Origin of the sequence: Brachybacterium sp. p3-SID1565 (assembly GCF_025143785.1) — a bacterium.
Lineage (GTDB): Bacteria > Actinomycetota > Actinomycetes > Actinomycetales > Dermabacteraceae > Brachybacterium > Brachybacterium epidermidis.
This window is the reverse complement of sequence record NZ_JAMBDS010000010.1, coordinates 20,811-44,556: the sequence shown is the minus strand read 5'-3', so window position 1 is coordinate 44,556 and position 23,746 is coordinate 20,811. Positions and strand designations below refer to the sequence as shown.

The window sequence follows — 23,746 nt, the reverse complement described above, 5'->3', positions numbered from 1 at the left end:
TCTCGGCATCCATCGCGGTGGGATCCGGGGTGGTGCGGTCAGCGGCGGCGCCTGCGTGGCCGCCCTCGCCCGAGGGGGGCTGCGGGGTGGTGTCGTTCATCGGTGGTCCTCCTGGAATGCTGCGGGAAAAAGGATGTCCCGGGAGCAGCAGTGCTCCCCTCGGACACGGTCACTTGTGGCGCTTGGAGCCCTTCTTGGAGCCCTTGGATCCCTTGTTCAGGGGCGAGGTGGACGGCGCGGGCTTCTCCTGGGCGGCGCGGGCCTGCTGGGCAGCCCGGCGCTGCTCCTGCGCCTTGGCGCGGGCGGCGCGGGCCTGCGCCAGCTTCTCCTGATCACTGAGGCTCTTGTTCTTCTTGGGCTGCACGCGGATGGGGGCAGCCTCCTCGGGCTCCTCCACGACCTTCTTCTTCGGCGTGAAGTCCAGGGGCTCCAGGCCCTTCTTCTCGCGCTTGGCGTTGATGCGGGCCTGGCGCTGCTTCTCCGCATCGGAGCCCGGGGTGGGGGTCGCGCGGATGACGATGTACTGCTGGACGAAGGTCCACACGTTGGTGGTGAGCCAGTAGATGAGCACACCGATCGGCATGCCCGGTCCCGTGATCACGTAGATGAACGGGAGCATGTACAGCATCATCTTCTGCGTGCTGGCCATCGGCCCCTCGAGGGCTGCCTTGGGCATGTTGCGCATGGTCAGCTCCTTCTGGGTGATGAAGGTGACCGCGCACATGAGAGCGATGATGATGCCGGAGACGAGCTTGGTGGTCAGACCGCCGGCGCCGGACTGCAGGAAGCTGTCGGCGATGGTGACGTTGCCGAGGAAGGTACCGGTGTAGGCGCTGTGGGCCAGTTCCGGGGTGAGCGGGCCGAAGCCCTCACCCCCGGCGGCCTGGGGCAGCTTGGTGAACAGCACCCGGAACAGCGCGAAGAAGATCGGCATCTGCAGCAGGATCGGCAGGCACGAGGAGAACGGGCTGGCGCCGGCCTCCTTGTAGATGGCCATGGTCTCCTGCGCCATCGCCTGGCGGGACTCCGGGTCCGTCTTGCCCTTGTACTTCTTCTGCACGGCCTGCAGCTCGGGGCTGACCATCTGCATCGCCCGGGAGGCCCGGATCTGACGTACGAACAGCGGGATGATCAGGGTCCTGATCACCACGGTGAGGCCCACGATCGACAGCGCCCAGGTCCAGCCGGAGTCGGGGTCCATGAACACGGACAGCAGCCTGTGGAACTGCACCATGATCCATGCCACGGCCCATTCGATGGGATACAGAGGGTTCATCGGCCTGGTTCTTCCTGCCGCCCGGATGCGCATGACGTCCATGCGATGTGACGGCTGTGGGTCGGGGTTCTGGACAAGGGTAGGCCCTAGCGGGCCGGTCTCCGCAGTCGACGTGGATTGGTCCACATCCCCGGGGCGGGAACCGGATCGGGGCCGCCGCGGGTGAGCGGGTTGCAGCGCAGGATGCGCCACGCGGTGAGCAGGGTCCCCTTCACGGCGCCATGGACGCGCAGGGCGTCCATGCCGTACTGGGAGCAGACGGGGTAGAAGCGGCAGGCCGGCGGCGTGTACGGCGAGATTCCCACCTGGTAGGCCCGCACCGGCAGTGCCAGCAGGCGGCGCGGCAGGTGCCTCACGGTGCGCATTGAAGTGCCCATCAGAGCGCCGCCTCTCCAGCGGAGCGCCGGGAGAGCTTGCGGGTGGCTGAATCGAGCGCACCGGCCAGATCCGCCTCGAGCTGGTCGAAGGCCAGCGCATCGATGCCCGGCAGGGCGCGCACCACCACGGCGGCGGTCGGGGGCAGCTGCGCCAGCAGCGGCCGGATGATCTCCCGCATCCGACGGGTCACGCGGTTGCGCACCACGGCGTTGCCGATCTTCTTGGACACGACGAATCCCACGCGGGGTGCCTCCGGCCCCTCCGGCAGGAGGGCCAGATGCACGACCACGTGGGATCGGGCGCTGCGCACGCCACGGCGGGTGACGGCGCGGAAGTCGTCGCCGGTGCGGAGCCGGTGACGGGACCAGGGGGTCACGGTCCCGACGCTGCCGGCCTGCGGCCTCAGGCCGACAGTTCGCTGCGGCCCCGGGCGCGACGCGCGTTGACGATGGCGCGGCCTGCGCGAGTGCGCATGCGGGCGCGGAAGCCGTGCTTCTTGGCGCGACGACGGTTGTTCGGCTGGAAGGTGCGCTTGCTCATCGGTTCTCCTCGATCATGGGCACGGACGTGCCCCTCGCGGTGGCATGTGGTCTGCTGCGCGGACGGGCTGATCGGGCGCTCGCGCGGATGACGGAGCGGCTGCCGGGTGACCGGACCGACCAGGACGACGTCCCGGTGACGTCTACAGGTCGGCTCGCAGCGCTGACTGCACGATCCTAGGGGCGGGGCGTCGAGGGGTCAACGGCTGAGGCGCAGGTGAGCGCCGGTGTGGCCGGTTTCTCACTGCGCGCCGTATGCCCACGGGCGTCTCCACGGCGGTAGCGGACGGCGGTGAGGGGACGCACATCCCGGGAACCGCCCGCCCCGACCAGGTGCGGCCACCCGACGCCCCACACATCCACACCAGCGATCCACACGATTGTGGATCATGTGGAAAACTACCTGGACTGCTGCCTTCCACCGGAGATGATCATGAATGACACGCGGATCGACGTCGAGGTGATCTGGGACCGCACCCTTCAGATCCTGCGCCGTGACGAGACCGTGTCCCCCCGGGTGATGGCCCTGCTCACCCTGTCCCGACTGATGGCCGTGGTGGCGGACACCGCCCTGCTGGCAGCCCCCTCCACCTCTGCGAAGGAGCTGTTCGAGCACCGGATCGTGGACTCCCTCAAGAGTGCGCTCAGCGAGGCCGCCCAGCGCGAGATGCGCTTCGCGGTGACCGTGGACGAGTCCCTGCTGCTGGAGGGGGACGACGAGGATCCCGCCCCCGCCGGTGCGGTGATCTCCCGTCCCACCAGCGCCGGTGCACACTCTGTGGACAACTCTGTGGATGGTTCTGCGGAGGATGTCCACATCGGCCCCTCCGACGGTGGATTCACCCGTGCAGGCAGCGGTGACCGGTCAGGGACCGCAGGTGGCACAGGCAGCATCGCCCCGTCGGCCACCGCCGCGCACTCCTCGACCCCGCCGGCCCAGTGGGGCCCGAACTCGGCCCGGCCCATTAGCAGCACCTCCCCTGCCGGTAGCCGATCCCTGTGGTCCCCTCCCACCGCGGATTCCCCGGCGCCGGCACCGCGGGCCCCGCTCGCCGAGACCACGCTGGTGGGCGATTCGCGCCTGAACGGCAAGTACACCTTCGACACCTTCGTGATCGGCTCCTCGAACCGTTTCGCGCAGGCAGCCTGCTCGGCCGTGGCCGAGACCCCCGCCAAGGCATACAACCCGCTGTTCATCTACGGCGGCTCCGGCCTGGGCAAGACCCACCTCCTGCACGCCGTGGGCCACTACGCCCAGAGCCTGTACCCGGAGATCGTGGTGCGGTACGTGAACTCCGAGGAGTTCACCAACGACTTCATCAACTCCGTGCAGTCCGGCCAGTTCGGCAAGGCCCAGGAGTTCCAGCGCCGCTACCGCGACATAGACATCCTGCTGATCGACGACATCCAGTTCCTTCAGCGCGCACCGGAGACGATGGAGGCGTTCTTCCACACCTTCAACACGCTGTACAACTCGGACAAGCAGATCGTGATCACCTCGGACCTTCCCCCCAAGGAGCTGGGAGGCTTCGAGGACCGCATGCGCTCGCGCTTCGAGATGGGCCTGATGACCGACGTCCAGCCTCCGGATCTGGAGACCCGCATCGCGATCCTGCGCAAGAAGGTGGCCCAGGAGAACACCGGCGAGGTGCCCCACGACGTGCTGGAGTACATCGCCAGCCACATCGCCACCAACATCCGCGAGCTCGAGGGCGCACTGATCCGGGTCCAGGCGCTGCACTCCCTGTCCCGGCAGCCGATGGACGTCACACTCGCCCAGAGCGTGCTGAAGGACCTGCTCAGCCACGACGACGGCACCCAGATCACCGCCTCCACGATCATCGCGCAGACGGCCACTTACTTCGGTCTTTCGGTCGAGGAGATCATCGGCACTGGGCGCTCGCGGCGCCTGGTCTCGGCCCGGCAGATCGCGATGTACCTGTGCCGTGAGCTGACCGACATGCCGCTGATCCGCATCGGCGAGGAGTTCGGCGGCCGCGACCACACTACCGTGATGCACGCCAACAAGAAGATCAGCGAGCTGATGAAGGAGCGCCGCGCGATCTTCAACCAGGTCACGGAGCTGACGGCACGGATCAAGAGCTCCAATTCCAGCTCCCGGCACTGAGGGATCACACGCGGGAGAGGGCCCTGCTCCTCCCCAATGTGGACAACTCTGTGGATGGTGTGGACGGATTGGCATCCATGCAGGAGATGGTGTGCATGGCGGAATCACAGGAATCGGCTGTGAGGGCTTCGTCCTGCACAGTCCGACCACGCCGGAACGCGTGTGATTCACACTCCGTCCATCTGTCGCTCATCGGTGATGACCTGCGAGGACGGTGGTTGTCCACGGAATCCACAGCCGTGATGAAGAGGACTGCAGTTATGTGCTCGACGGGGATGTGGATGGGGCGCCGGGGGCGGGCACCAGGGAAGTCAAGGATCTCAGCCGGTGTGTCGGCGGAAGGGTCACGGAGCGGATACGCTGGGTCCCGATCGTGAATGACGACCCTTCCGAAGGAGTGGCAACGGTGAAGTTCCACCTCGACCGCGGCGTTCTGGGCGACGCCGTCTCCTGGGCCACCCGCACCCTCCCCGTGCGACCGGCGATGCCCATCCTGCAGGGTGTGCGGATCGTGGCCGACGCCGGCGGTGAGCTGCAGCTGTCCACCTTCGACTACGAGGTCAGCGCGCAGATCACCATCGACGCCGAGGTGGACCAGCCCGGCGAGGTGCTGGTGCAGGGCCGGATGCTCTCGGACATCGTGAGGGCCCTGCCCAACAAGGACGTCACCGTCGCCCTCGAGGGGACCAAGCTCCAGGTCCGCTGCGGCAGCGCTCGCTTCGCCCTGGCCACCCTGCCGGTCGAGGAGTACCCACAGCTGCCGGCCATGCCGCCCGTGGCCGGATCCGTCCCGGCCGACGTGTTCGCCGAGGCGATCTCCCAGGTGACCGTGGCCGCCTCCAAGGACGACACCCTCCCCCTGCTCACCGGCGTGAAGATCGAGATCTCCGGCGAGACCATGACGCTGATGTCCACCGACCGCTACCGGCTGGCGATGCGCGAGCTCACCTGGAACCCGGCCAGTCCCGGCACCGAGCTGACCGCCCTGGTGCGCGCCCGCACCCTGCACGAGGTGGCCCGTTCCCTGGCAACCGGGGGCAGGGTCGACATCGCCCTGTCCCAGGAGGGTTCGGCGAACCTGATCGGCTTCGAGGCCGGCGGCCGCCGCACCACCTCCACCCTGGTCGACGGCGACTACCCGCCCGTGCGCCGCCTGTTCCCCGACTCCACCCCGATCACCGCCGTGGTCGCCACCGGGCCGCTCATCGACGCGGTCAAGCGCGTGTCCCTGGTGGCCGAGCGCAACACTCCCGTGCGGCTCTCCTTCACCGAGGGTCAGGTGGCTCTGGAGGCCGGCGCCGGTGACGACGCCCAGGCCAGTGAGGTGCTCGAGGCGCAGCTGGACGGCGAGGACCTGGTGGTCGGATACAACTCCGGCTTCCTGCTGGACGGTCTGAGCGCCCTGGGCACCGAGTTCGCGCGGCTCACCTTCACCGACTCCATCAAGCCCTCCGTCATGGCCGGCCAGGAGTCTCTCGAGGGCAGCCCCAGCAGCTCGTACAAGTACCTGATCATGCCGATGCGGATCTGAGCGGCGGGGGTGACCCCTCCGTGCTGCTGACCTCCCTCGAGCTCACCGACTACCGCTCCTACCCCCGGCTGTCCCTGGCCGTGAAGCCCGGGATCACCGTGCTGGTGGGACGGAACGGCCAGGGAAAGACGAACATCGTCGAGGCCGTCTGGTACCTCGCCACCCTCTCCAGCCACCGTGTCTCCCACGATGCCGCGCTGGTGCACCGCGGCGAGAGCACCGCCATCATCCGCGCGAGCTTCCTGCGCGCCGGCCGCCCCCTGCAGGTGGACCTCGAGATCACCCCGGGCCGCTCCAATCGTGCCCGCGTGCAGGGCAGCGGCCTCAGTCGGCTGCGGGACCTGCTGGGAGAGGTGCGAGCGGTGCTGTTCGCCCCGGAGGACCTGGGCCTGGTCAAGGCCGATCCCGAGGGCCGGCGGCGGTTCCTGGACGAGCTGCTGTTCGTCATCGCCCCGCGCTACGCCTCGGTCAAGGCCGACTACGACCGGGTGCTCAAGCAGCGCTCCAACCTGCTCAAGCAGATGCGGTCCATGAGACGCGGCAGCAGCGGCCGGTCTGTGGGCGGGCTGGACCCCGCCGAGTCCGCCGAGTCCACCCTGGTGGTGTGGGACCAGCAGCTGGCCCGACTGGGTGCGGACCTGCTGCGTGCGCGACTGCACCTGGTCAATCGCCTGCGCCCCCATGTGGGCTACTCCTACCTGCGGGTCTCCTCCGACGAGGGTGCCGAGGAGTCCCTCTCCCTGCCCCCGGACCAGCGGCCCGAGGTGAACTCCCCGGCCGATGTCGCCTACCGCTCCGCGGTGCTCGACGAGCTCGGTGCCCTGCCCGGCACGCTCCCCACCACCGTCGAGATCCACGATGTGATGCTGCGGATGCTGGGCGAGAGGCACGACGAGGAGATCGACCGCGGCGTCACCCTGGTGGGCCCCCACCGCGACGACATGGAGATCCGTCTGCACGACTTCCCCGCCAAGGGGTATGCGAGCCATGGCGAGAGCTGGTCGCTGGCCCTGTCGCTGCGCCTGGGCTCCTACGACCTGCTGCGACTGGAGGAGGGGGATCTCGGCGACGGCGAGCCCATCCTGATACTCGACGACGTGTTCAGCGAGCTGGACGTGCACCGCCGTGAGCGCCTGGGACGCATCGTCACCGGCGCCACCCAGGTGCTGATCACCACCGCCAACGACACCGACATCCCCACCTCCCTGCACGGGGACATGCACCTGGTGGACGTGACGCTCGGCGAGGCGGTGCCGCGCAGCAGCAGCGCCGGGAGCAGCTGGTGAGCGGCCGCATGACTCCGCGCCGCGGCGGGTCTGCGCCCGGCGGTGGCAGCGCAGCTGACGGTAGGCGTCGCACCCCGCCCCCGACCCTGCCGCGACCGTCGCTGGCGAACCCCTACGACCTGTCCACGTGGCGCCGGGACGACACATCGGCGCAGCGCCTCGGTGCCGCGCATCTGCCGCAGGAGCCGCCGACCGAGCAGACCCGCGCCCAGCGCCAGGCGAGCTGGCCGGAGCCGGGTCCCGGTCCCGACCAGGGGGCCGATGACCAGCAGTGGGTCGACGACCGCGATCCCGAGCCGGAACCGCCTGCCTACGACCCGGTGGACCTGCCCACCCCCGCTGATCCCTTCGAGCTCGCCCGCCGCACCGTCAACCGCTCCCGGGCCGCGGCGCGAGACCGGGGCCTGTTCCCGATCTCCGCCAAGACCCAGGCCCGCGACGTGCGCGACCGATCCACTAGCGCGCCGGGCTACTCCGGCGCGCGGCCCGATCCCCGGGACCCGCAGGGCGTGCAGCTGGTGCTGCGCCGCGTGCTGGGCGACCTGGGATGGAGTGCCGGCATGAGCGCGGGACGCGTGCTCGAGGAGTGGGAGGAGATCGTCGGCGACCGGCTGGCTGTCCATTGTCGCCCGGTCTCCTTCGAGGACGGGGTGCTGGTGGTCAGCGCCTCCTCCTCCGCCTGGGCCTCCCAGCTGCGCATGCTCACTCCCCAGCTGATCACCACCATCGAGGAGCACGTGGGTTCGCACGTCGTCTCCGAGCTGCGAGTCACCGGGCCCGCCGCCGCGCAGCGCAGCTGGAAGAAGGGCCGCCGCACCGTCACCTGGCGGGGCCCGCGCGACACCTACGGGTGAGATCCCTGCGCGGCCCCGTGGCGGGAGATCACCCCTCGGCGCGTACCGGACCCCACGGGACGGCGTCCGAGTCGTTCCACGGGGGGTTCTCGGGCCTCCTGGGGGCACTTCCGCGTCGTGTTGTCCACATGATCGGGGCGTCGAATAGGTTCACGGGCCTGATTCCGATAGAATCGACCAGGTTCGACCGGCAACCCGGCGCACTGCTTCCTGTTCCCGGCCCCGAGGTCAGCGGCCTGTGGGCCCTCGCGCGCGTGCGCGAGGCGCGTCGGGCCGTTCGCGTGCCAGGCCAGGATACGTTCCGCGCCGCCACCAGGTCGAACTCCCTCGGCGCTCCACCGGAGCCGAGGGCCCCCGGACTGCGAGGAGCTGCACCACGTGAGCGACAGCGACCACCCCACGCCCGATCAGGCAGTGACCCAGGCCCAGGCCGAGCCCCCCGCGCCCAGCGCCGCGGAGAGCGCCGCTCACGCACCTGAGCACTACGAGGCCTCGGACATCACCGTTCTCGAGGGCCTCGAGGCCGTCCGCAAGCGCCCCGGCATGTACATCGGCTCCACCGGTGAGCGCGGGCTGCACCACCTGGTGTGGGAGATCGTCGACAACTCCGTGGACGAGGCCCTGGCCGGCCACGGCGACTCGATCGAGGTCACGCTGCTGGAGGACGGCGGCGTCAGGGTGGTCGACCACGCCCGCGGCATCCCGGTGGACATGCACCCCACCGAGGGCAAGCCCGCCGTGGAGCTGGTGCTCACCGTGCTGCACGCCGGCGGCAAGTTCGGCGGCGGCGGGTACGCCGTCTCCGGAGGTCTGCACGGCGTGGGATCCTCGGTGGTCAACGCCCTGTCCCGTCGGATGGAGGTGGAGATCCGCCGTCAGGGCCACGTGTGGCGCCAGGCGTACCAGCGCGGCATCCCCGAGGCCCCGCTGGACAAGGGCGAGCAGACCGAGGAGACCGGCACCACCATCAGCTTCTGGCCGGATGCGGAGATCTTCGACGCCACCGTGTTCGACGTCGAGGTGCTGCGCAAGCGCTTCCAGCAGATGGCGTTCCTGAACAAGGGCCTGGCGATCACCCTCACCGATCTGCGTCCCGCCGTCGTGGAGGAGAGCGAGGAAGACCTCGTCGACGTCGAGCTGGAGGGCGAGGGCGAGGACAAGCCCACCGGCCCCCCCACCTGGACCTACCGCTACGACCGCGGCCTGCAGGACTTCGTGGAGTTCATCAACAAGGCCAAGCGGGCCGAGGTGATCCACCCCGAGATCATCGCCTTCGAGGCCGAGGACACCGAGGTGAAGATCTCCGTCGAGGTCGCCATGCAGTGGACGGGTGCCTACTCCGAGTCGGTGCACACCTACGCCAACACCATCAACACCCACGAGGGCGGCACCCACGAAGAGGGCTTCCGCACGGCGCTGACGGCGATCGTGAACCGCTACGCCCGCGCCCAGGGCATCCTCAAGGAGAAGGACGCCAACCTCACCGGTGAGGACATCCGCGAGGGCCTGACCGCTGTGGTGTCCGTGAAGCTGGGCGAGCCGCAGTTCGAGGGCCAGACCAAGACCAAGCTGGGCAACGCCATCGCTCGCACCTTCATGGTCAAGGTGATGAACGACCAGCTGGTGGCCTGGATGGAGTCCCACCCTCAGGAGGCCCGCTCCATCGTCACCAAGGCGCAGGCCGCCGCGATGGCCCGCGAGGCCGCCCGCAAGGCCCGCGACGCCACGCGCCGCAAGTCCCCGCTGGAGACGGGCGGCATGCCCGGCAAGCTGCGCGACTGCTCCTCCCGCAACCCCGCCGAGTCCGAGATCTTCATCGTGGAGGGCGACTCCGCCGGCGGCTCGGCCGTCTCCGGTCGCGATCCGCGCACCCAGGCCATCCTGCCCATCCGCGGCAAGATCCTGAACGTGGAGAAGGCCCGGCTGGACCGCGCCCTGGACAACCAGGAGGTGCGCTCGCTGATCACCGCCTTCGGCACCGGCATCGGTGAGGACTTCGACGCCACCAAGCTGCGGTACCACAAGATCATCCTGATGGCCGACGCCGACGTCGACGGCCAGCACATCTGCACCCTGCTGCTGACCCTGCTGTTCCGCTACATGCGGCCGCTGATCGAACTGGGCCACGTGTTCATCGCGATGCCGCCGCTGTACCGCCTGAAGTGGTCCAACTCACCGCACGAGTACGTGTTCAGCGACGAGGAGCGCGATCAGCGCCTGGAGGCCGGCCGCGCGGCCGGCAAGCGGATCCCCAAGGAGAACGGGATCCAGCGCTACAAGGGCCTGGGCGAGATGGACTGGAAGGAGCTCCAGACCACCACCATGGACCGCGACGTGCGCACCCTGAAGCAGGTCACCGTGGACGAGGCCGCCGATGCGGACACCATCTTCTCGGTGCTGATGGGCGATGACGTCGACGCGCGCCGCCGCTTCATCCAGGAGAACGCCAAGGACGTCCGCTTCCTCGACATCTGACGGCCCGGGCGCCGCGCACCCCCGGTGCGCGCCCATCGGCCCGCCCCACCCGCTGCCCGTGGATCCCTCTGGATCCGACGCGAAAGGTCCTTCCCGCATGAGCGACATCCCGAACGACCCCACCACCCCCGAGGAGAACAGCGGCCTGCCCGCCGACCAGGGCGCCGGTGGGACCGGCCCCGAGCCGACGGGCACCCCGTCCGGCGCCGATGACGTCCTGCTGGAGGGCGCACCGGCCGGCCAGGTCGCCCCCGAGGGCACCACCCAGGTCACCGCCTCCGAGGCCGTCGATCGCACCGTGACGCTGGTGGACCCGCTGGACGAGAGCGAGGTCGACAAGATCAGCCAGGTCGACCTCAACCAGGAGATGCAGCGCTCCTACCTCGACTACGCGATGAGCGTGATCGTCGGCCGCGCCCTGCCGGACGTGCGTGACGGACTCAAGCCCGTCCACCGCCGCATCGTCTACGCGATGTACGACGGCGGCTACCGCCCCGACCGCTCCTTCTCCAAGTGCGCGAAGGTCGTCGGCGAGGTGATGGGCAACTACCACCCCCACGGCGACTCGGCGATCTACGACGCGATGGTGCGCCTGGTCCAGCCGTGGTCCATGCGGTACCCACTGATCCTGGGGCAGGGCAACTTCGGCTCCGCCGGTGACGACGGCGCGGCCGCCCCGAGGTACACCGAGTGCAAGATGGCACCGCTGGCCCTGGAGCTGGTGCGGGACATCGAGCAGGAGACCGTCGACACCGTCGGCAACTACGACAACACCATCCAGGAGCCGTCGATCCTGCCGGCCCGCTTCCCGAACCTGCTGGTCAACGGCTCCTCGGGGATCGCCGTGGGCATGGCCACCAACATCCCCCCGCACAACCTGCGCGAGGTCGCAGGGGCCGTGCAGTGGCTGCTGCAGAACCCCGAGGCCACCAAGCCCGAGCTGCTGGAGGCCTGCCTGCGGTTCATCAAGGGCCCCGACTTCCCCACCGGCGCCACCATCGTGGGCACCAAGGGCATCGAGGAGGCCTACCGCACCGGCCGCGGCTCCATCACTCAGCGCGCCGTGGTCAACACCGAGGAGGTGGGCGGGCGGATGGCCCTGGTGGTCACCGAGCTGCCTTACCAGGTCAACCCCGACACCCTGGCCCGCAAGATCGCCGAGCTGGTCAAGCTGGGCAAGGTGCAGGGCGTCGCCGACATCACCGACGAGACCTCCGGCCGCACCGGCCAGCGCCTGGTGCTCACCCTCAAGCGGGACGCCGTGGCCAAGGTGGTGCTCAACAACCTCTACAAGCACACCCAGCTGCAGGAGAACTTTTCCGCCAACATGCTGGCCCTGGCCGGTGGGGTGCCGCGCACCCTGTCGATCGACTCGTTCGTGCGCGAGTGGACCCGCCACCAGATCGACGTGATCGTGCGGCGCACCCAGTACCGCCTGCGCAAGGCCGAGGAGCAGATCCACATCTACCGCGGCTACCTCAAGGCGCTGGACGCGCTGGACGAGGTGATCGCCCTGATCCGGCGTTCCCCGGATGCCGACCAGGCCCGCGAGGGACTGATGGAGCTGCTGGAGATCGACGAGATCCAGGCCAACGCCATCCTGGCGATGCAGCTTCGCCGCCTGGCCGCCCTGGAGCGCCAGAAGATCATCGACGAGCACGACCGCCTGCAGGCGATGATCGAGGAGTACAAGGCGATCCTGGCCGATCCGGCCCGGCAGCGCAGCATCGTCTCCGAGGAGCTCGCCGAGATCGTGGAGAAGTACGGCGACGACCGCCGCACCCAGATCCTGCCCTTCGACTCGGACATGTCGATGGAGGACCTGATCCCGGAGGAGGACGTGGTCGTCACCATCACCAAGGGCGGCTACGTCAAGCGCACCCGCACCGACCAGTACCGGGCGCAGAAGCGCGGCGGCAAGGGCGTGCGCGGGGCGGCGCTGCGGGCCGACGACGTGGTGGAGCACTTCTTCACCACCACCACCCACCGCTGGCTGCTGTTCTTCACCAACCAGGGCCGCGTGTACCGCTCCAAGGGCTACGAGATCCCTGAGGCGCCGCGCGATGCGAAGGGCCAGCACGTGGCGAACCTGATGGCCTTCCAGCCGGAGGAGCGGATCGCCTCGGTGCTGTCCCTGGACACCTACGAGGACGCCGAGTTCCTGGTGCTGGCCACCCGCTCGGGCCTGGTGAAGAAGACCCCGCTGTCGGCCTTCGACTCCAACCGCACCGGCGGCATCATCGCCATCAACCTGCGCGAGGTGGATGGCCCCGACGGGCCCCGTCAGGACCGCGTGATCGCGGCCCGTGCCGTCAACAGCGACGACCACCTGCTGATGGTCTCCCGCAACGGCCAGTCTGTGCGCTTCCCCGCCGCCGACGACGTGCTGCGCCCCATGGGCCGCGCCACCTCCGGTGTGACCGGCATGAAGTTCCGCAACCAGGACGAGCTGCTGGCCATGGACGTGGTGCGGCCGGGCACCTTCGTGGTCACCGTGACCGACGGCGGCTTCGCCAAGCGCACCAGCATCGACGAGTACCGCCTGCAGGGTCGCGGCGGCCTGGGCATCCGGGTGGCGAAGCTGCCGGACGACCGCGGCCACCTGGTCGGTGCGGCCGTTGTGCAGGAGAGCGACGAGCTGCTGGTGGTGATGGAGCGGGGCAAGGTGGTGCGCTCGCGCGTGGACGGCGTGCCCGCCAAGGGCCGCACCACCATGGGCGTGGTGTTCGCCAAGCCCGACAAGGGCGACCACATCATCCTGGTGACCACCACCTCCGAGGCCGAGGTGGACGAGGAGATGGAGGCCGCTGAGGGCGCTGAGTCACAGGCCGCCGCTGGTGAGGCCGCGATCGCCGAGGCGATGGAGGGGACCGAGACCGCCACAGAGGCCGCCCGGGAGGACCTTCCGGCCGATCCCGATGGCGAGGCCGGTTCCGCAGATCCTGTGGAGGCTTCGCCCGCGGACGCGTCGCAGGGGACGGTCGACGGCGGCGATGATCTAGGCTCGGAGCCGTCCGACCCGTCGTCCGACGACGACACCCAGACCGAGGAGTGACCCGTGACCACGAGCAACGCACAGCGCGATTCGGCGTCGTCCGGCGGCTCCTCCAAGGGCGCCAGCCGCAGCCCCGTGAAGTCGGCCTCGGTCGGCAGCGCCAACGAGCGCGAGCGGCGCGGGCCGCGGCGCGTGCGCCTCACCCTGGCGCGGCTGGACCCGTTCTCGGTGATGAAGCTGTCGTTCCTGATCGCGATCGCGATCGGCATCTCCACCGTCGTAGCCGTGGCACTGCTGTGGAACCTGGTGGATGCCATCGGCCTGTGGAATCAGATCGACCAGCTGGGACGTGACCTCAACGGTGGCGACCCGCTGCCCTTCATGGATTTCTTCAGCTTCTCGAAGATGGTCAGCTACGGCACCGTGGTGGCCGTGGTGAACGTTGTGCTGATCACGGCGCTGGGCACCCTGCTGGCGTTCCTGTACAACCTGGTGGCGGCACTGCTGGGCGGGCTGAAGCTCACCTTCACCGACGAGTGAGACCGGGGTCTGTGGCCCTCAGTGCAGTTCGGTGACGTCCGCGACCTGCGCGGTCAGCGCTTCGAGGGTGGCCTCGGCGTTCACCGTGACGGCCACGCCGTGCGCTCCGGCGCCCAGGGAGATCTCGCGATCCGGGTCCCCGACCAGGGAGGCATCGGCGATGACAGGCCAGGCGGTGGTGGAGCCGAAGGGCGTGATGGTGCCGCGCTCGTAGCCGGTGGCCTGCATGGCCACGTCCTTGTCCGGCATCGACAGGCGGTTCACGCCCAGCAGGGAGCGCAGCTTCGGCCAGGAGATCTCCCGGTCACCGGGCACCAGCACGAAGAGGAAGTCGCCCTCGGCGCGGCGCACCACCAGGGTCTTGATCAGGTCGCGGGGCTGGAGGCCGCGGGCAGCAGCGGCCTCGGCCAGGGAGGAGACTCGGTCGTGGCGAGTGACGGTGTGGTCCAGTCCCAGGGACTCCAGGGCGGTGATGGCACGATGCTCGCTCATGGCCTCACCATAGGGGCGGATCTGGTCACGAGGGGCCGGCGATCGAACCGAGACCGGGGGACGGGGCCCGCTGTGACCTCCCGTACAACCATCCGGGCCGGTTGGACGTGGAGGCGGGAGGGGCTGTAGCGTAGTGCGTCGGTGGCACGCCGCCGCACGGTTCTCCGGGCCCGCCTTGAAGTACCGTGCAGGGATCGCCATCATGGGCCTATAGCTCAGTCGGTTAGAGCGCTGTCCTGATAAGACAGAGGTCACTGGTTCAAGTCCAGTTAGGCCCACTTCGAGGATCGGAGGACTCGTGAAGAAGTTCGCGCAGATCGCAGCAGTCCTGATCAGCAGCACCGTCGCCGGCGTTCTCGTCTGGCGCAAGGTGGAATCGGATCGGCTCCGCAACGACCTGTGGAACGAGGCCGAGGCCATCTCCGCCGAGCAGGACCAGGCACAGGCCGCCCCCAAGGCCCAGCCTGTTCCCGCGCAGCGGGTGTGAGGTCTACAATCGATCCCGCGCCACCGGCGCACCCGGGGACTTAGCTCAGTTGGTAGAGCGGTAGCTTTGCAAGCTTCAGGTCAGGGGTTCGACCCCCCTAGTCTCCACAAAGCAGCACGTCAGAGGCCCTCTCCCGTCAGGGAGGGGGCCTCTGACGTGTGATCAGCCGTTCGCCGGAGTGCGAGCCCTGCCCACAGCTGCGATGACGGGTCGCCGTCCCGTTCTCAGGACGAGCGCGCCACCCGGTGGGTGAGCACGATGGTCACCAGGACCAGCAGCAGCGGCAGGGCCACGCCGAGAGCGAGGAAAGCGCTGAGGGAGCCGATCCTGTCCACCAGCCAGCCGAAGTTCGTGCCGAAGAATCCCGCGGCCAGGTTCAGGGGCAGGAAGATCGTGGCCACGAAGGTGAGGCGCTCGCTGATGATCGTCCCCTGCTGCTGGAGCACGTCGCCCAGGCGGGCGTACTGCTGGGTGGCTCGAGAGCGCACGGCGTCCACGGCGTTCGCACTGCGACGGAGCTGACGACGTTGGCCGGACGAGAGGCACTGCGCCAGGTCCCCGTCCGGTGCCATCAGGCGGTGCTGGGTATCGGAGATCTCCTGGATGGAGAACAGGTGGTTGCGCAGCTCGGCGATGGCCTTGCGCTCCGGCGCGGAGGTGAAGCCGGCTGCTCGCACCTCGAGCCGCCGGCTCCGCTCGACCATGTCGTCCAGGACGTCCTGGGTGTGGAGAGCCAACTGGTGCACGAGGTCGATCACGATCGCCCACAGGTCGGGGCTCGGTGAGGTGCTCGGCGCGTGGAGGCGGTCCCTGATGCGGTCGAGGTCATCACCGTCGGCGACGATCAGCATCCCGTCGCGCGCCACCAGCAGATGGATCGGTGACGGATCGCTGTCGGCTCTGAAGGTGAACAGGAGCAGATGCGCGGAGGCTTCCCCGATGCTCAGGGCGGGCCGGCGCGGGGTGCGCCCGTGCCGGGTGTGGGCGCGGATCGAGTCCGCGAGATCCAGCTGCCCGGCCGCCCAGGCTGTCAGTCGTGTGTCGAATCCGCGGGAGAGCGCGATGAACTCGCCGTCCTGAGCGGTCCTGGTGTCGTCGTCCTGAAGGATCTGCATGGGTGCACGCTAGACCTGCTGCGAGGCCGAACCGGGCGCGAGGACGGTGATGCCAAGGTCCTGCGCGGCTTCTGCCATCCGGTCGTCGTCGGTGGCCAGGCCATCGACGTCGTCCCCCAGTTCGAGAGCGGTGGCGAGATGGGACGCGTCGAGGGACCGCAGCGCCACTGGATCCAGCAGCCCGGTGCCCGCCCGTGCCTCTGCCGCGACGGCGGAGGCTTTCTGCTTGAGCGCACGGATCGCGATCTCGGCCATGAGCTACATCGTAGAACGTGGGGTGGTCCCTGGCGAGGGTCCGAGCAGCTCCCGGACGTGCTCCACGGTGAACGCGGCCGCGACCGCTTTCTGCAGCCCGCGGCAGGTGAGCTGGCGAGGCTCGGTGCGCGAGGCGCTGAGCTCCACCTCGAGCAGCTGCTGGGCAGCGAGCTCCTGCCGATCTTCTGCGCCCGCAGCCCGGACCTTAGTTCCCGCCCCTGAGCGCAGGCGACGTACTCGCACCCGCCACCGGCCGTCCTCGAACGCGGCGGAGTCGATGCGGTGGTCGAAGCGGCCGGCCGGGCCCCAGTGCTCGAGGGCGGCACTGACTGCCACTTGCTCCACCGGTGCCAGGTCCGTGTACCCCCGCAGGTGCTCGGCCCCGATGAGCCCCCACATGTGGTCCTTGATCACAGCGACAGTGCTGTCGGCCTCGAGGTTGCCGTAGTACACGCCGTCGGGCACCACCAGAACGTTCGCCGCGAACCTGTCGCCACCCACGTGCGAGCACTCCCAGACCGACTCCGGCCACCGCGCGGCCAGGGCCGCCGCGACGGGCCGCCCGCGCACCGCACAGCACACGTCGTGCTGACCATGAGCGCACACCAGCAGCACCGGATCCCCGCTGAGCCGGCCCGCGTTCGCCGGATCAGCCAGCTCCGTCAGGGCTTCCGGGATAACCCGCAGGTCCTCATCGTGCCGCCAGCGGCCCCAGATCTGCCGCAGGTCCCCAGGCCCGGCCAGGTGCATCACGCCCCAGCGGCCCGAGGCGGCCCGGGAGCGCCGCCCGTGCCGACGGATCAGCAGGATACGGGCCCGCAGCGCCTGCGCTGCCGCGAACACCTGTGCGTACACCTCAGCATCGAGATCCAGGCCGTCGAAGCCGTTGGGTGGCCAGCCCCCGCGATGCTCGACCAGCACCCAGTACGTGCCGCGGGGCGCGGTGCCGGCGATTCCGTCACCGCGCTCCCGGGCGGCATCGGCGCAGCGGAATGCGTGCTGTGGTGGCAGAGGGGTCACGTCTCAGTGCCGGAAGGTGTACCGACCCCGGGGCGCACTTCCGCGGGGACAGCATCGGCCGGCACCAGCACGCCGGAACGCACCAGGCGCTCCACCAGCTCACGACCGGCCTGGCCCGCGGTGATCGAGTCACCGGCCAGCGCCGCCTTCACGTGCGCGAGCTCCTCCTCGGTGAAGTCCAGCCAGCCCACCCGCGTCCACAAGCGAGATCCGTCCAGCCGCGCATCCAGGTGGCCGCGCAGCACGAACCGGGACGATCCTGCATCGTCTGCATCGTCTGTGTGGGCTTGCAGGCCCCGCAGGGCGGCGAGCTGTGCGAGCGGTCCCAATGGTGCCGGGCGTGCCTGCCCCCGACGGGTGCGGGCCAGGCCGGCGGAGGGGTCAGCATCGTCGAGAACGGCCGCGATCTTCTCCCGCACCAGGTCCAGCACCTCCCTGTCGGGCCCGTCGGACCCCAGCGGGAGGCTCTGCCGCATCTGCGGATCCTCCCGCAGAAGCGCCAGTACGGACTGGGTGACCTCCTCGGCCACGGCGTACCGGGTCCAGTTATGGATGCCGAGGGTCACGTGGATGGAGACCTCGCCCTGCGCTGTGGCCGAATGCAGCCAGCCCCGCGGCAGGTAGAGGGCGTCCCCGGGTTCGAGCACCGCGTCGATGTACGGCTCCTTGGCGGCGGCCTCGGCGACCGCGTCCCGGCGGTCGGTCCAGGGCTGGTCCCGCAGGGGTGCCTCCAGCACGGGAGGGCGCAGCACCCATCGCTTGGTGCCCTCGATCTGCAGCACGAACACGTCGTGCACGTCGTAGTGGTCGTCGAAGCCCTGATTCTGCGGGGGCGTGATGTAGGCATTGGCCTGCACAGGATTGCCCAGCTCGTCGGCGAGATCGGCAGTGAAGGCAGCGAGTGGCTCCCAGGTGCGCTGCAGGGCCTGCAGCACCAGGGTGGCGCCATCACGGAAGTGCCGCCACAGAGCGGTGTCATCCAGCTGGTCGCCGATCGTGGCACCCACACCGGCGCCAGACGTGAAGGAGGACACCGGCAGCGTCGCCCCGTCCTTCGCGACGCGCAGGAACGGCGAGCGCAGACCGCGGCGGGAGATCAGCTCGTCGACCGCGGCGGAGGAGAACAGGTCGGAGAAATCGCTCGCTCCCCGCGTCAGCAGAGCCTTGCGCCCCCACACCTCGGCGGCGAACTCCTCGCGGCCGACGTCGATCAGGCGCGAGGCCAGCACCCCGGCCCCGTCACGGGAACCGGGGTGCTGGTCATCGGTCGAAGGACAGGTGGTCACCGATCAGCTCCACCGTCGGCGCCGCCGTCCTGCTGGCCGGGGACGCCGGAGGCACCGCCGTCGGCCGGACCCTCAGCACCGCCGTCAGCGCCACCGTCCTGCACGCCGGGAACGCCCGAGGCGCCACCGTCCGCAGGGCCCTCCGCGCCGCCGTCGGCACCGCCGTCCTGCACACCGGGAACGCCGGCGGCTCCGCCGTCGGCCGGGCCCTCGTTCTCGTTCTCCAGGGGATCCTTCGTCGTGTCGGTCATGCTTCCTCCTCAATCGGGGACATGGAGGGCGGGCCGTTCGGCCGACCGGTGCGCCGGCCATGGCCGATCATCACCGGGTACCCGGTGACCCGCCTCACAGGAGGCTATCGGTCCGGGCCGACGGACGGAACCGCGCGGACCGATCGTTTCAATGCCGCCGGCCCGTTCCCTGCGGTCAGCGCCCAGTCTCCTGCCGCCACCGGCCCGTTCCCTGCGGACGCCGGCCCGTTCCCTGCCGCCCCCGGCCAGTTCCCTGCGGACGCCGGCCCGTTTCCTCCGTACCCTGAGGTCATGACCACCTCTCCGGACGCGCACCGTCTCTCCGACGCCCTCGACGGCCGCCGTATCGTGCTGGCGGTGGACCGCCGCACGGAGGAACTGGCGGCCGCTCTCGAACGGCACGGCGCCGAGGTGTCGGTGGCCGCAGCCCTGACCAACATCCCGCACGTGGACGACGAGGCCCTGCTGTCCCGCACCCGGGAGCTGATCGCCGATCCACCCGAGCTGCTGGTGATCACCACCGGCATCGGGATGCGCGGCTGGTTCGAGGCGGCCACTGCCTCCGGGATCGCCGAGCAGCTGCGCGAAGCACTGTCCGGTGCCACGATCCTGGCGCGCGGCCCCAAGGGGCGCGGCGCGATCCAGCAGGCGGGCCTGACCGCCCACTGGGTGGCCGAGTCGGAGACCGCCGCGGAAGTCGCCGACCACCTGCGCACCATGGATGTCGCCGGGCGGCGGGTGGCGGTGCAGCATCACGGTTCGGGGGCCGACGGGCTCGACGAGCTGTTGGACGAGATGGGTGCTGAGGTGGCGAGCCTGACGGTGTACCGGTGGGGCCCTCCTCGCGACCCCGAGGCCGTGCGCCGCTCCGTGCACGACGCCGCGACCGGCCGGATCGACGCCGTGGTCTCCACCGCCGCGCCGGGTGCTGCCCGCTGGTTGGAGGTGGCCCGCGAGGAGGGCGTGCTGGACGGTATCCGTGAGCGAGCGCAGGCCGGCGACCTGGTGCTGGCGGTGGTGGGCCCGGTCAACGCGGGACCGTACGAGGACCAGGACATCCCCGTGCTGCAGCCGGAGCGGATGCGCCTGGGGTCGATGGTCAAGGCCATCGTGCAGCACTACGGGCAGCAGCCCCGCAGCTGACCCTCCGAGGTCGAGTGCCGAGGATCGGGGGTCGAGGATCGTGGGTCGTAGGTCGTGGACCGCGGGTCAAAGATCGATGTCCAGGCGCCAGCGAGCCCGGGGCTCGTGCGGAGGACCTGAGAGCGGAGCGCGTCTGAGAACCAGGATTGGTTCTCAGACGCGCGCGGGTCTCAGGAGCACGGAGATCGCTCCGGCGGTGCCGTCGGCGGGCCGGCAGAACCGTCGCTGCTCCCTCACTCTTTCCTATGACCTGCGCCTATGCGCACTCAACGCCCCCGGGCATCCCATGGTTGGAAAACGATCTGCGGCGCCCGACAGAGCGATCCCGTTCCCGGGAGTGGGGTCGATGACCGCGCGTACGCCCTGACGCGGCGTGCACCCAGCGCCACCCTGGCGGGAAGGCATCGGATGAATCCGGCGCGAACAGGACGTAAGCCCCCGCTGCATGGCGCCGCTCCGGGGGAGACTGTCTGTAATTCGATTGACACGCGGCGGAGACCGCTCTGGCCAAGACCGCTCCGTCGGCGCGCCCCACCCCAGGCCGCTGCCCGCGAGCGGATCACGAGAGAACCCATCTCCCATGGCCTATCGCGTGATCTTCAACCAGACTGGCTACCTCGGTCGAGGCGCCGTGCAGGAACCGGTGCCCGAGCTGCGCCGCCGCGGCTACACGAAGCGACGCCTTCGCCGACGTGTGCACCCCGGGCAACCCGCGGCCCGCCACCCGTGACGAGATCCGCGAGCTGTACGCCTCCTTGCTCTGAGCGTCTGCGTCCGCCCCTACTGTCAGTGCCCCTGCCCGAGGTTCCCCGAGAGGCGCTCCAGGCGCTCGGCACCGGCACCCTCGAGGCCGATGATGCGGGCCTCCTTGCCGCGGGCGGCGTACTTCGACTGCACCGCGTCCAGGGAGGCCACCGTGGAGGCGTCCCACACGTCGGCGTCGGTGAGGTCGATGATGACCGTCTCCGGGTCGCCGGCGTAGTCGAACTGGTACACCAGGTCGTTGCTCGAGGCGAAGAACAGCTGGCCGATCACCCGGTAGCGGCGGATGTCCACGCTGCCGTCGCCGTCCACATCGGTCTCCCACACCTTCTCGATGCGGGTCAGGTGCGCCACCCGCCGGGCGAACATGACCATCGCGCACACCACGCCCAGCACCACGCCGATCGCGAGGTTGTCGGTGACCACGGTCGCGATCACGGTGGTGGCCATGACGGCCGTCTCCGACAGCGGCATGCGTCGCAGCGTGGAGGGGCGGATGCTGTGCCAGTCGAAGGTGCCCACCGAGACCATGATCATCACGGCCACCAGTGCGGCCATCGGGATCAGGCCCACGATGTCGCCGAGGGCCACCACCAGGATCAGCAGGAACACGCCGGCCAGGAAGGTGGACAGCCGCGTGCGGGCGCCGGACTCCTTCACGTTGATCATGGTCTGGCCGATCATGGCGCAGCCGCCCATGCCGCCGAAGAAGCCGGTGACCACGTTGGCCACGCCCTGGCCCCAGCTCTCGCGGGTCTTGTCGGAGTGGGTGTCGGTGATGTCGTCCACCAGCTTCGCGGTCAGCAGCGACTCCATCAGCCCCACCATGGCCATGGCCAGGGCGTACGGGGCGATGATCCGCAGGGTCTCCAGCGTGAAGGGCACATCCGGGATCAGCAGCTGGGGCAGGGAGTCGGGCAGCTCGCCCTGGCTGCCCACATCGGGCACCCGCCATCCCGCCGCCACCACCAGCACGGTGAGCACCACGATCGCGATCAGCGGGGCGGGAACGGCCTTGGTGAGCCGGGGCAGGGCCACCAGCATCAGCAGGCCCGCGGCCGTCAGCGGGTACACCAGCCACGGCAGGTCCGGGCCGATCAGGTGCGGCAGCTGGGCGATGAAGATCAGGATCGCCAGGGCGTTGACGAAGCCGGTCATCACGGAGCGGGGGATGAACCGCATCAGCTTCGCCACCCCCAGCACCGCCAGCAGGATCTGCAGCAGGCCGGCCAGGATCACGGTGGCGATCAGGTGGTCCACCCCGTGCTCGGCCGCGACGGGAGCGATCACCAGCGCCACGGCACCGGTGGCCGCGGAGATCATCGCGGGGCGCCCTCCCACGAAGGCGATGGTCACGGCCATGGTGAAGGAGGCGAACAGGCCCAGCCGCGGGTCCACGCCCGCCAGGATCGAGAAGGAGATCGCCTCGGGGATCAGGGCCAGGGCCACCACCAGCCCGGCGAGGACCTCGGTCTTCAGTCGGCGAGGATCGCGCAGCACCTCGCGAACGCGGGTGGGCTGCTGCTGGGAGTGCTGCGGATGCGGTGCTCCGGAGTCGGGCGCGGCAGGATCGAGCGTGGTGGGGGAGGCGGTCATAGGGGTCCTCGGGGAGACGTGCGCGGGGGCTCGGGATGTCGGGCTGCGTCAGCGATGCGGCAACGGGTGCGGGCCGACGGGCCGGCCTGTCGGTCCGGCCGGAGGCCTGCAGACGGGAGATCTGCAGACGGGAGATCGGCAGACGGGAGATCGGCGGCGCTGTGCCTCGCGGCGCCATGACGGACCACGGGCCACGACGCCGACCCTCACGCTACGTCATGGTTGGGGAACTGTGCGTGCGTCGTGCCTCACAGGGGCTGCTTCGGCATGTGGGTCCGTCTCAGGGTGCTTCGGCGTGCGGGGTGCCTCAGCGGCCGGTCAGATCGCGCAGTCGGGCCAGGAACTCGTCGGCCATGACCACCTGCTTCTCCAGGGCTCGGCGTCGCTCGATCGCCGACTCCTCGAAGGCGCGCAGGCGGTCCACTGCATCGGCAGGTGCGTCAGCGGAATCGGACGCATTCGTCGTATCGGGCGCGGTCACGGCGTCGGTGATGTCCAGCAGCTCCTGCATCTGCTGGAGGGTGAACCCGAGCGGTTTCATCCGCCGGATCAGCAGGATCCGCTCCACATCGGCCTCGGTGTACAGGCGGAACCCGCCCTCGCTGCGGGCCGACGGGGTCACCAGGCCGATCTCGTCGTAGTGACGCAGCGTGCGCAGGCTCAGCTCGGTGCGTTCGGCAACAGCACCGATGTGCATCAGGTCCTGGCCGTCGCGCACTCCGCTCATGTGCCCAGTGTGCCGCACGCCCGCGCGCCGCAGATCGTCCCGGAGTCCCTCGACCCGGCCCCTCCCCGGTGCGATAGTGATCGCATGACCGTTCTCGTCACGTACGCCACCCACTCCGGCGCCACCCTCACGCTTGCCGAGACCATCGCCGAGACCCTGACCGCCGCAGGCGTCGCCACCGAGGTGGTGGACGTGAACGAGGGACCCGACCCCTCCCGCTACGACGCCGTGGTGCTCGGCACCGGCGTGCGCATCGACGCCGCCGAGAAGCCCGCCACGAACTGGGCCAAGACCCACCGCGAGCAGCTGTCCTCCCGTCCCATGGCCTTCTTCACCTGCTCCGGCTCCGCAGCCGATCCCGCCAAGGGCGGCCGCCAGAAGGCCGCCGACGCCTTCCTGGAGATGCTGGGCTTCTCCCCGGTGGCGGTCAAGAACTTCCCCGGCTGGGTGATCATGGACAAGATCCCCGTGCACGAGCTGCTGCTGCTGAAGTCCATGCGCACCCCCACCGGAGATTTCCGCGATCTGGACGCCGTGCGCGACTGGGCGCAGGAGTTGGCCCCGCTTCTGCGCAAGAACTGACCCGGCCGCTGCGCACGACACGAACCGA

The 23,746-nt window shown here is 69.7% G+C and carries 22 protein-coding genes and 2 tRNA genes; 12 read left to right on the top strand and 12 right to left on the bottom strand.

The annotated features are described in order from the left end of the window. Nucleotides 1–169 precede the first annotated feature (169 nt). The 4 genes from yidC to rpmH all read right to left on the bottom strand — a co-directional run bounded on the left by yidC (nt 170) and on the right by rpmH (nt 2,194). Entirely contained in the window at nt 170–1,276 is a 1,107-nt protein-coding gene (gene yidC / locus M4D54_RS04330; RefSeq protein WP_193864995.1) for a membrane protein insertase YidC, read from the bottom strand. Nucleotides 1,277–1,362: 86 nt separating this feature from the next. Then, nucleotides 1,363–1,641, bottom strand: a complete 279-nt coding sequence (yidD, locus tag M4D54_RS04325) for a membrane protein insertion efficiency factor YidD (RefSeq protein ID WP_228018767.1) — start codon at nt 1,639–1,641, stop codon at nt 1,363–1,365. An 11-nt stretch (nt 1,642–1,652) separates the two neighbouring features. After that, complete coding sequence (gene rnpA / locus M4D54_RS04320; protein ID WP_193864993.1) at nt 1,653–2,030, bottom strand: ribonuclease P protein component; 378 nt, start codon at nt 2,028–2,030, stop codon at nt 1,653–1,655. A gap of 26 nt (nt 2,031–2,056) precedes the next feature. Next, nucleotides 2,057–2,194, bottom strand: coding sequence for a 50S ribosomal protein L34 (rpmH, locus tag M4D54_RS04315; protein WP_193864992.1), 138 nt, complete (start codon nt 2,192–2,194; stop codon nt 2,057–2,059). 426 nt (nt 2,195–2,620) lie between these two features. Here rpmH and dnaA point away from each other — a divergent pair, with 426 nt between their 5' ends. From dnaA to M4D54_RS04280, 7 genes are all read left to right on the top strand, one after another. After that, a complete protein-coding gene (gene dnaA, locus M4D54_RS04310) occupies nt 2,621–4,321 on the top strand; it encodes a chromosomal replication initiator protein DnaA (protein WP_193864991.1) in 1,701 nt (566 codons plus the stop codon). A gap of 406 nt (nt 4,322–4,727) precedes the next feature. Next, the gene (dnaN, locus tag M4D54_RS04305) at nt 4,728–5,852 is read left to right on the top strand and encodes a DNA polymerase III subunit beta (RefSeq protein WP_193864990.1); all 1,125 of its coding nucleotides are present in this window, start codon (nt 4,728–4,730) and stop codon (nt 5,850–5,852) included. 20 nt (nt 5,853–5,872) lie between these two features. Then, nucleotides 5,873–7,138: a DNA replication/repair protein RecF gene (gene recF, locus M4D54_RS04300; protein ID WP_193864989.1), complete on the top strand. Its 1,266-nt coding sequence runs from the start codon at nt 5,873–5,875 to the stop codon at nt 7,136–7,138. Then, the gene (locus tag M4D54_RS04295; protein WP_259890418.1) at nt 7,135–7,992 is read left to right on the top strand and encodes a DUF721 domain-containing protein; all 858 of its coding nucleotides are present in this window, start codon (nt 7,135–7,137) and stop codon (nt 7,990–7,992) included. Before recF ends, M4D54_RS04295 begins: the two co-directional genes overlap by 4 nt. 378 nt (nt 7,993–8,370) lie before the next feature. Then, entirely contained in the window at nt 8,371–10,467 is a 2,097-nt protein-coding gene (gene gyrB, locus M4D54_RS04290) for a DNA topoisomerase (ATP-hydrolyzing) subunit B (protein WP_193864988.1), read from the top strand. A gap of 97 nt (nt 10,468–10,564) precedes the next feature. Beyond that, entirely contained in the window at nt 10,565–13,522 is a 2,958-nt protein-coding gene (gene gyrA, locus M4D54_RS04285) for a DNA gyrase subunit A (RefSeq protein ID WP_193864987.1), read from the top strand. Nucleotides 13,523–13,525: 3 nt separating this feature from the next. After that, nucleotides 13,526–14,002, top strand: coding sequence for a DUF3566 domain-containing protein (locus tag M4D54_RS04280; RefSeq protein ID WP_259890416.1), 477 nt, complete (start codon nt 13,526–13,528; stop codon nt 14,000–14,002). An 18-nt stretch (nt 14,003–14,020) separates the two neighbouring features. On the opposite strand, the gene M4D54_RS04275 is transcribed toward M4D54_RS04280, so the two are convergent. Next, a complete protein-coding gene (locus tag M4D54_RS04275; protein WP_193864986.1) occupies nt 14,021–14,494 on the bottom strand; it encodes an aminoacyl-tRNA deacylase in 474 nt (157 codons plus the stop codon). A gap of 204 nt (nt 14,495–14,698) precedes the next feature. Between M4D54_RS04275 and M4D54_RS04270 the strand changes: the two genes are divergently transcribed. The 3 genes from M4D54_RS04270 to M4D54_RS04260 all read left to right on the top strand — a co-directional run bounded on the left by M4D54_RS04270 (nt 14,699) and on the right by M4D54_RS04260 (nt 15,088). Further along, nucleotides 14,699–14,772 (top strand) — tRNA-Ile (locus M4D54_RS04270). A 20-nt stretch (nt 14,773–14,792) separates the two neighbouring features. Then, nucleotides 14,793–14,981: a DLW-39 family protein gene (locus M4D54_RS04265; protein ID WP_193864985.1), complete on the top strand. Its 189-nt coding sequence runs from the start codon at nt 14,793–14,795 to the stop codon at nt 14,979–14,981. 34 nt (nt 14,982–15,015) lie between these two features. Continuing rightward, nucleotides 15,016–15,088: transfer RNA gene (locus M4D54_RS04260), tRNA-Ala, on the top strand. A gap of 117 nt (nt 15,089–15,205) precedes the next feature. Here M4D54_RS04260 and M4D54_RS04255 read toward each other — a convergent pair. From M4D54_RS04255 to M4D54_RS04235, 5 genes are read right to left on the bottom strand one after another with little or no spacing between them, the layout of a single operon-like run. Beyond that, nucleotides 15,206–16,096, bottom strand: a complete 891-nt coding sequence (locus M4D54_RS04255) for a magnesium transporter CorA family protein (protein WP_193864984.1) — start codon at nt 16,094–16,096, stop codon at nt 15,206–15,208. A gap of 9 nt (nt 16,097–16,105) precedes the next feature. Further along, complete coding sequence (locus M4D54_RS04250) at nt 16,106–16,351, bottom strand: hypothetical protein (protein WP_193864983.1); 246 nt, start codon at nt 16,349–16,351, stop codon at nt 16,106–16,108. A 3-nt stretch (nt 16,352–16,354) separates the two neighbouring features. Continuing rightward, complete coding sequence (locus M4D54_RS04245; RefSeq protein ID WP_311199676.1) at nt 16,355–17,371, bottom strand: sucrase ferredoxin; 1,017 nt, start codon at nt 17,369–17,371, stop codon at nt 16,355–16,357. Continuing rightward, a complete protein-coding gene (locus tag M4D54_RS04240) occupies nt 17,368–18,657 on the bottom strand; it encodes a cupin domain-containing protein (protein ID WP_193864982.1) in 1,290 nt (429 codons plus the stop codon). Before M4D54_RS04240 ends, M4D54_RS04245 begins: the two co-directional genes overlap by 4 nt. Continuing rightward, complete coding sequence (locus M4D54_RS04235) at nt 18,654–18,908, bottom strand: hypothetical protein (protein ID WP_193864981.1); 255 nt, start codon at nt 18,906–18,908, stop codon at nt 18,654–18,656. The genes M4D54_RS04240 and M4D54_RS04235 overlap by 4 nt, the downstream gene beginning before the upstream one ends. A 291-nt stretch (nt 18,909–19,199) precedes the next feature. Between M4D54_RS04235 and M4D54_RS04230 the strand changes: the two genes are divergently transcribed. Next, nucleotides 19,200–20,051, top strand: a complete 852-nt coding sequence (locus M4D54_RS04230; RefSeq protein WP_193864980.1) for a uroporphyrinogen-III synthase — start codon at nt 19,200–19,202, stop codon at nt 20,049–20,051. Between the two features lie 786 nt (nt 20,052–20,837). Here M4D54_RS04230 and M4D54_RS04225 read toward each other — a convergent pair. After that, nucleotides 20,838–22,409 carry a SulP family inorganic anion transporter gene (locus M4D54_RS04225; RefSeq protein ID WP_259890409.1) on the bottom strand — a complete coding sequence of 524 codons (1,572 nt, stop codon included), beginning with the start codon at nt 22,407–22,409 and terminating at the stop codon, nt 20,838–20,840. A 307-nt stretch (nt 22,410–22,716) separates the two neighbouring features. Then, nucleotides 22,717–23,136, bottom strand: a complete 420-nt coding sequence (locus M4D54_RS04220; RefSeq protein WP_228018765.1) for a MerR family transcriptional regulator — start codon at nt 23,134–23,136, stop codon at nt 22,717–22,719. Between the two features lie 84 nt (nt 23,137–23,220). Between M4D54_RS04220 and M4D54_RS04215 the strand changes: the two genes are divergently transcribed. After that, nucleotides 23,221–23,718, top strand: a complete 498-nt coding sequence (locus M4D54_RS04215; protein ID WP_193864978.1) for a flavodoxin domain-containing protein — start codon at nt 23,221–23,223, stop codon at nt 23,716–23,718. The last annotated feature ends 28 nt before the right edge of the window (nt 23,719–23,746 follow it).